This is a genomic window from Pseudomonas sp. HMSC076A11 (assembly GCF_001810205.1).
GTDB classification, from domain to species: Bacteria; Pseudomonadota; Gammaproteobacteria; order Pseudomonadales; family Pseudomonadaceae; genus Pseudomonas; species Pseudomonas aeruginosa.
Window position 1 is genome coordinate 38,135 of sequence record NZ_KV800302.1, and the last position, 6,653, is coordinate 44,787.

Annotated in this window: 7 protein-coding genes; all 7 read left to right on the forward strand. The window is 68.7% G+C overall.

Annotated elements, in window-relative coordinates; all coding sequences use genetic code 11:
• The first annotated feature begins 24 nt into the window (after positions 1 to 24).
• Entirely contained in the window at positions 25 to 1,230 is a 1,206-nt protein-coding gene (bioF, locus tag HMPREF2716_RS13680) for an 8-amino-7-oxononanoate synthase (protein ID WP_023132743.1), read from the forward strand.
• On the forward strand, positions 1,223 to 1,945 hold the full coding sequence (locus tag HMPREF2716_RS13685) for an alpha/beta fold hydrolase (RefSeq protein WP_003103332.1): 723 nt from the start codon (positions 1,223 to 1,225) through the stop codon (positions 1,943 to 1,945). The genes bioF and HMPREF2716_RS13685 overlap by 8 nt, the downstream gene beginning before the upstream one ends.
• The gene (gene bioC, locus HMPREF2716_RS13690; RefSeq protein ID WP_003113247.1) at positions 1,938 to 2,762 is read left to right on the forward strand and encodes a malonyl-ACP O-methyltransferase BioC; all 825 of its coding nucleotides are present in this window, start codon (positions 1,938 to 1,940) and stop codon (positions 2,760 to 2,762) included. Before HMPREF2716_RS13685 ends, bioC begins: the two co-directional genes overlap by 8 nt.
• 3 nt (positions 2,763 to 2,765) lie before the next feature.
• On the forward strand, positions 2,766 to 3,452 hold the full coding sequence (gene bioD / locus HMPREF2716_RS13695) for a dethiobiotin synthase (protein ID WP_003160873.1): 687 nt from the start codon (positions 2,766 to 2,768) through the stop codon (positions 3,450 to 3,452).
• A gap of 108 nt (positions 3,453 to 3,560) precedes the next feature.
• Positions 3,561 to 3,791: a hypothetical protein gene (locus HMPREF2716_RS13700; protein ID WP_003103338.1), complete on the forward strand. Its 231-nt coding sequence runs from the start codon at positions 3,561 to 3,563 to the stop codon at positions 3,789 to 3,791.
• A 339-nt stretch (positions 3,792 to 4,130) separates the two neighbouring features.
• On the forward strand, positions 4,131 to 5,936 hold the full coding sequence (locus tag HMPREF2716_RS13705; protein WP_003084842.1) for a phenylacyl-CoA dehydrogenase: 1,806 nt from the start codon (positions 4,131 to 4,133) through the stop codon (positions 5,934 to 5,936).
• 212 nt (positions 5,937 to 6,148) lie between these two features.
• Positions 6,149 to 6,653, forward strand: a 505-nt coding sequence (locus HMPREF2716_RS13710) for an acyl-CoA dehydrogenase family protein (RefSeq protein WP_049263470.1), incomplete at its 3' end; no start/stop codon positions are given.

The following is a 6,653-nucleotide window of genomic DNA, read 5'->3' on the forward strand; positions in this document are numbered from 1 at the left end:
GTCCAGCAACACGAGCGACCTGCCATGTCCTTCGATCTCGCTTCCCGCCTCGCCAGCCGGCGCGCGGAAGACCTCTACCGCCAGCGGCCGCTGCTGGAGTCGGCCCAGGGCCCGGACGTCGTGGTCGACGGCCAGCCGCTGCTGGCCTTCTGTTCCAACGACTACCTCGGCCTGGCCAACCATCCCGAGGTGATCGCCGCGCTGCGCGCCGGCGCCGAGCGCTGGGGCGTGGGCGGTGGCGCCTCGCACCTGGTGGTCGGCCACAGCGGCCCGCACCACGAACTGGAGCTGGCCCTCGCCGAATTCACCGGGCGGCCCCGCGCGCTGCTGTTCTCCACCGGCTACATGGCCAATCTCGGCGCGGTGACCGCGCTGGTCGGCAAGGGCGACACGGTGCTGGAGGACCGCCTCAACCACGCTTCGCTGCTGGATGCCGGATTGCTCTCCGGCGCGCGTTTCTCGCGCTACCTGCACAACGACCCGGCAAGCCTCGCCGCGCGCCTGGACAAGGGCGAGGGCAATACCCTGGTGGTCACCGACGGGGTCTTCAGCATGGACGGCAATCTCGCCGACCTGCCGGCCCTGGCCGCCGTCGCGCAGGCCCGCGGCGCCTGGCTGATGGTCGACGACGCGCATGGCTTCGGCCCGCTGGGCGCCAGCGGCGGCGGGATCGTCGAACACTTCGGCCTCGGCCAGGAGCAGGTGCCGGTGCTGATCGGCACCCTCGGCAAGGGTTTCGGTACCGCCGGCGCCTTCGTAGCGGGCAGCGAGGAACTGATCGAGACCCTGATCCAGTACGCCCGCCCCTACATCTACACCACCAGCCAGCCGCCAGCGGTGGCCTGCGCCACCCTGAAGAGCCTGGAGCTGCTGCGCCGCGAAAGCTGGCGGCGGCAACACCTGGCGGCGCTGATCGCCCGTTTCCGCCATGGCGCCGAGGCGCTTGGCCTGACCCTGATGGACAGCTTCACGCCGATCCAGCCGATCCTGGTCGGCGGCAGCCGCCAGGCCGTGGCCCTGGCCGGCATGCTTCGAGCCCGTGGCATCATGGTCGGCGCGATCCGCCCGCCAACCGTGCCGGCCAACAGCGCGCGGCTGCGCGTCACGCTGTCCGCCGCGCACAGCGAAGCGCAGGTCGACCGCTTGCTCGAAGCCCTCGGCGAAAGCTGGCGACAGCTGTCGTCTAGCCTTCTGGCAGAGATCGAAGCCGAGGAGGGAGACGATGCGTGACCACTTGATCCTGTTGCCGGGCTGGGGCCTGGGTAGCGCACCGCTGGAACCGCTGCGCGACGCGCTGCACGAGCGCGAGCCGCACCTGAACGTGTTGATCGAGCCGCTGCCGTCGCTGGACGACGCCGCCGACTGGCTCGACGAACTCGACGATAACCTGCCGCGCGATAGCTGGCTGGCCGGCTGGTCGCTGGGAGGCATGCTCGCCGGCGAACTGGCGGCGCGCCGCGGCGACGATTGCCGGGGACTGCTGACCCTGGCCAGCAATCCGTGCTTCCGCGTGCGCGAGGACTGGCCGAACGCGATGCCGGCGGAAACCTTCGAGGACTTCTTCGAGGCTTTCCTGCTCGAACCGCACCTGACCCGCAAGCGTTTCACCCTGCTGGTCAGCCAGGGTGCGCGCGACCCTCGGACCCTGGCGCGGCAACTGCAGGTGGCGCTGCCGCAGCTGGAGCGCGAGGCGCTGGTCGCCGGCCTGCAGTTGCTCGGCCAACTGGATACCCGGGCCGCCCTGGAAAACTTCCGCGGGCCGCAATTGCACCTGTTCGCCGAAGCCGATGCGCTGGTGCCGCTGGCCGCCGCCGAGGCCCTGCTCGAGTGGCTGCCGGACGTCGAGGTCTCGACCCTGGCGGCCAGTCACGGCCTGCCGCTGGAATGCCCGGACGAGGTGGCCGGCGCAATCCTGAGATTCCTTCGCGAGGGTGACGATGCCTGACGATTCCTCGCCGCTGCTGGCGCCCCATGGCGTTGCCGCGCTGCCCGACAAGCGCCAGGTCGCCGCGTCGTTTTCCCGCGCGGCGGCCAGCTACGACGCGGTGGCCGAACTCCAGCGCGGCGTCGGTGAGAGCCTGCTGTCGGCATTGCCGGAAGGCTTCTCGCCGCGCCGCTGGGTCGATCTCGGCTGCGGCACCGGTTATTTCAGCCGGGCCCTGGAACGACGCTTCGGTGCGGCCGAGGGCCTGGCCGTGGATATCGCCGAAGGCATGCTGCGGCATGCCCGCGCGCGCGGCGGCGCCAGCCATTTCATCGGCGGCGACGCCGAGAGGCTGCCGTTGCGCGACGGCAGTTGCGACCTGCTGTTCTCCAGCCTGGCCATCCAGTGGTGCGCCGACCTCCCGGCGGTCCTGGCCGAGGCGCGGCGGGTCCTGCGGCCGGGCGGCGTGCTGGCGTTCAGCAGCCTGTGCGTCGGTACCCTGGGCGAGTTGCGCGACAGTTGGCGGGTGGTGGACGGCTTCGTCCACGTCAATCGCTTCCGCGCCTTCGCCGACTACCTGCAACACGCGGCCGGCAGCGGCCTGCTGCCGCTGACCCTGCGCCACGAGGACCGGCTCCTGCATTTCCCCGACCTGCGCAGCCTGACCCACGAACTCAAGGCGCTGGGCGCGCACAACCTCAACCCCGGGCGGCCCGACGGCCTGACCGGGCGCCAGCGCATCCGCGCGCTGGTCGCCGCCTACGAGCGTTTCCGCCAGCCCGAGGGGCTGCCCGCTACCTACCGCGTCGTCTTCGGCGTGCTGCGCAAGGATTCCTGAACCATGCCGGCGTTCTTCGTCACCGGTACCGACACCGAGATCGGCAAGACCACCATCGCCGCCGGCCTGCTCCACGCGGCCCGGAGTGCCGGCCTGAGCACCGCCGCGGCGAAGCCGGTGGCCTCCGGCTGCGAGCCTACGGCGCAAGGCCTGCGCAATGGCGACGCGTTGGTGTTGCTCGGCCAGTGCTCGCTGGCGCTGGCCTACGAGCAGGTCAACCCGCTGGCCTTCGCACCGGCCATCGCCCCGCACCTGGCGGCGCGCGAGGCTGGCGTCGAACTGAGCGCCGCACGCTTGCACGAGGCGGTGCGCGAGGTGCTGGCGCTACAGGCCGACTTCACCCTGGTGGAGGGCGCCGGCGGATGGCGCGTGCCGTTGCTGGGCCGCGAGAACCTGTCCGACCTGGCGCGCCTGCTGGCGCTGCCGGTGGTGCTGGTGGTCGGCGTGCGCCTGGGCTGTATCAACCATGCGCTGCTCAGCGCCGAGGCGATCCTGGGCGACGGCCTGGCGCTGGTCGGCTGGGTGGCCAACGTCGTCGACCCGGCTACCTCGCGCCTGGAAGAGAACCTGGCGACCCTCGCCGAACGCCTGCCGGCGCCCTGCCTGGGTCGGGTACCGCGCCTGGAGGAAGCCACTCCCGCGGCCGTGGCCGCGCACCTCGACCTGCGGCCCCTGGGTATCGGGCTATAAACAGCGGGCCGTCCATAACCAACGGGCGGTACCCAGCGCCGGCCAAGTCTGCTTGAATAGAAGCCACTTGCTATCGCAGTGGCGCGTGCGCGTCCCCAGGAGTAGAGGGTGGAAATTTCCGGCAACGCTTTCGTCAGTGGCCTCAACGCGGTGCAGTCGGGCAGCGCCCGCGTCGCCCAGGCCGGCAGCGAGATCGCCCGCAATACCGTGGAGGCCCGTTCGCCCCAGGCCGAGCAGATGGTCGAACTGACCCGCGGCAAGCTCGAGGCGCAGAGCGGCGCCCGGGTCATCGAGGTAGCCGACGAGACCCTCGGTACCCTGATCGATACCCACGCCTGACTTCCTGGCGGCCGGCAGCGGCCGCCCCGACCCTTCCTTTTCCGACTGTCACCCGGCGGCCCCTGAAGCCTGCCGGGCGCTTCGCCATGGGCTTTACTGAGAGAGACGAAAGTGCTTTGGAAGGACGTGGCTGCCAGTGATTTCGGGCATGACCGAGCGGTCGGTTCGGATGCTTGACAAGGGATTGGCGTAAACGTATGTTTCAAACGCCTGTTTGAGAGTCGGGACGCATGAGTGCGTCCGGCAAGGCGACCGGGAGCGATCCCGCACTGCGACCGCAGACTCTGGACATCCGTCCGGTCGCCGATTAACCAGAACCCTTCGTAGAGGTTGACTGCTATGCCTGATTACAAGGCCCCCTTGCGTGATATCCGTTTCGTTCGCGACGAGCTGCTGGGCTACGAAGCGCACTACCAGAGCCTGCCGGGCGCCGAAGACGCGACTCCCGACATGGTCAACGCCATCCTCGAGGAAGGTGCGAAGTTCTGCGAACAGGTGATCGCTCCGCTGAACCGCGTCGGCGACCTGGAAGGCTGCACCTGGAGCGCCGACGGCGTGAAGACCCCGACCGGCTTCAAGGAGGCCTACCAGCAGTTCGTCGAAGGCGGCTGGCCGAGCCTGGCCCATGACGTCGAGCACGGCGGCCAGGGTCTGCCGGAATCCCTCGGCCTGGCCATCAGCGAGATGGTCGGCCAGGCCAACTGGTCCTGGGGCATGTACCCGGGCCTGTCCCACGGCGCCATGAACACCCTGCATGCCCACGGCACCGCCGAGCAGCAGGCAACCTACCTGACCAAGCTGGTCTCCGGCGAGTGGACCGGCACCATGTGCCTGACCGAGCCGCACTGCGGCACCGACCTGGGCATGCTGCGCACCAAGGCCGAGCCGCAGGCCGACGGTAGCTACAAGGTCACCGGCACCAAGATCTTCATCTCCGCCGGCGAGCACGACATGGCCGACAACATCGTCCATATCGTCCTGGCCCGCCTGCCCGACGCCCCGCAGGGCACCAAGGGCATCTCGCTGTTCATCGTGCCGAAGTTCCTGCCCAACGCCGAAGGCAACGCCGGCGAGCGCAACGCGGTTTCCTGCGGTTCCATCGAGCACAAGATGGGCATCCACGGCAACGCCACCTGCGTGATGAACTTCGACGCCGCCACCGGCTTCCTGATCGGCCCGCCGAACAAGGGCCTGAACTGCATGTTCACCTTCATGAACACCGCTCGCCTGGGTACCGCGCTGCAAGGCCTGGCCCATGCCGAAGTCGGTTTCCAGGGCGGCATCGCCTATGCTCGCGAGCGTCTGCAGATGCGCTCGCTGACCGGTCCGAAGGCGCCCGAGAAGCCCGCCGACCCGATCATCGTGCATCCTGACGTGCGCCGCATGCTGTTGACCATGAAGGCCTTCGCCGAAGGCAACCGCGCGATGCTGTATTTCGCCGCCAAGCAGGTCGACATCGTCCAGCGCAGCCAGGACGAAGAGCAGAAGAAAGCCGCCGACTCGATGCTGGCCTTCCTCACGCCGATCGCCAAGGCGTTCATGACCGAAGTCGGCTTCGAGTCCGCCAACCACGGCGTGCAGATCTTCGGCGGCCACGGTTTCATCGCCGAGCACGGCATGGAGCAGAACGTCCGCGACAGCCGCATCTCGATGCTGTACGAAGGCACTACCGGCGTTCAGGCCCTCGACCTGCTGGGTCGCAAGGTGCTGATGACCCAGGGCGAGGCGCTGAAGGGCTTCACCAAGATCGTGCACAAGTTCTGCCAGGCCAACGAAGCCAACGAAGCCGTCAAGGAATTCGTCGCTCCGCTGGCACAGCTGAACAAGGAGTGGGGCGACCTGACCATGAAGGTCGGCATGGCCGCCATGAAGGATCGCGAGGAAGTCGGCGCCGCTTCGGTGGACTACCTGATGTACTCCGGCTACGCCTGCCTGGCCTACTTCTGGGCCGACATGGCGCGCCTGGCCGCCGAGAAGCTGGCCGCCGGCACCGGCGAGGAAGCCTTCTACAAGGCCAAGCTGCAGACCGCGCGCTTCTACTTCCAGCGCATCCTGCCGCGTACCCGCGCCCACGTCGCCGCCATGCTGTCCGGCGCCAACAACCTGATGGAGATGGCCGAGGAAGATTTCGCCCTCGGTTACTGATGGCACGGGCCGCTGGCGGCCCGTTCCCCAGGTGAGAAAGAGCCCGCCCTTCGGCGGGCTTTTTCATGCCTGTGATCCGCTGCATCCTGGCCTTCCGACCTCGGGGTTATGGCGTTGCATTCAGCGTCCGCAGCGTGATTGTAGGCGCCCGCCCGGCGCAGTAGCTTCGAGGGATTCGCGCCTGTGGGGCGCCCCTGCCGAGGAGAACAGAGATGCCGGAATACAAGGCTCCGCTGCGCGACATGCGCTTCCTGATCGATGAGGTATTCGACTTCCATGGGCGCTACCAGGCGCTCGGCGCCAGCGACGCGACCCCGGACATGGTGGCGGCGATCCTCGATGAAGGGTCGAAATTCTGCGAACAGGTTCTGGCGCCGCTGAACCGCTCCGGCGACGAAGAGGGCTGCCACTTCGACAACGGCGTGGTGACCACGCCCAAGGGTTTCAAGGAAGCCTATGCACAGTACGTCGAGGGTGGCTGGAACGGTGTCGCCAGCGATCCCGCGTACGGCGGCCAGGGCCTGCCGCACTCGCTGGGTCTGCTGCTCAGCGAGATGATCGGCGCCAGCAATGTCTCCTGGGGCATGTACCCGGGCCTGACCCGCGGCGCCATGTCGGCGATCCACGCCCACGGCAGCCAGGCGCAGAAGGACCTCTACCTGGCGCGGATGACCGCCGGCACCTGGACCGGCACCATGTGCCTGACCGAGCCGCACT

Coding starts and splice junctions, on each gene's coding strand:
- HMPREF2716_RS13685 (WP_003103332.1), top strand. CDS start 1,223: ATGCGTGACCACTTGATCCTGTTGCCGGGCTGGGGCCTGGGTAGCGCA.
- bioF (WP_023132743.1), top strand. CDS start 25: ATGTCCTTCGATCTCGCTTCCCGCCTCGCCAGCCGGCGCGCGGAAGAC.
- bioD (WP_003160873.1), top strand. CDS start 2,766: ATGCCGGCGTTCTTCGTCACCGGTACCGACACCGAGATCGGCAAGACC.
- HMPREF2716_RS13705 (WP_003084842.1), top strand. CDS start 4,131: ATGCCTGATTACAAGGCCCCCTTGCGTGATATCCGTTTCGTTCGCGAC.
- bioC (WP_003113247.1), top strand. CDS start 1,938: ATGCCTGACGATTCCTCGCCGCTGCTGGCGCCCCATGGCGTTGCCGCG.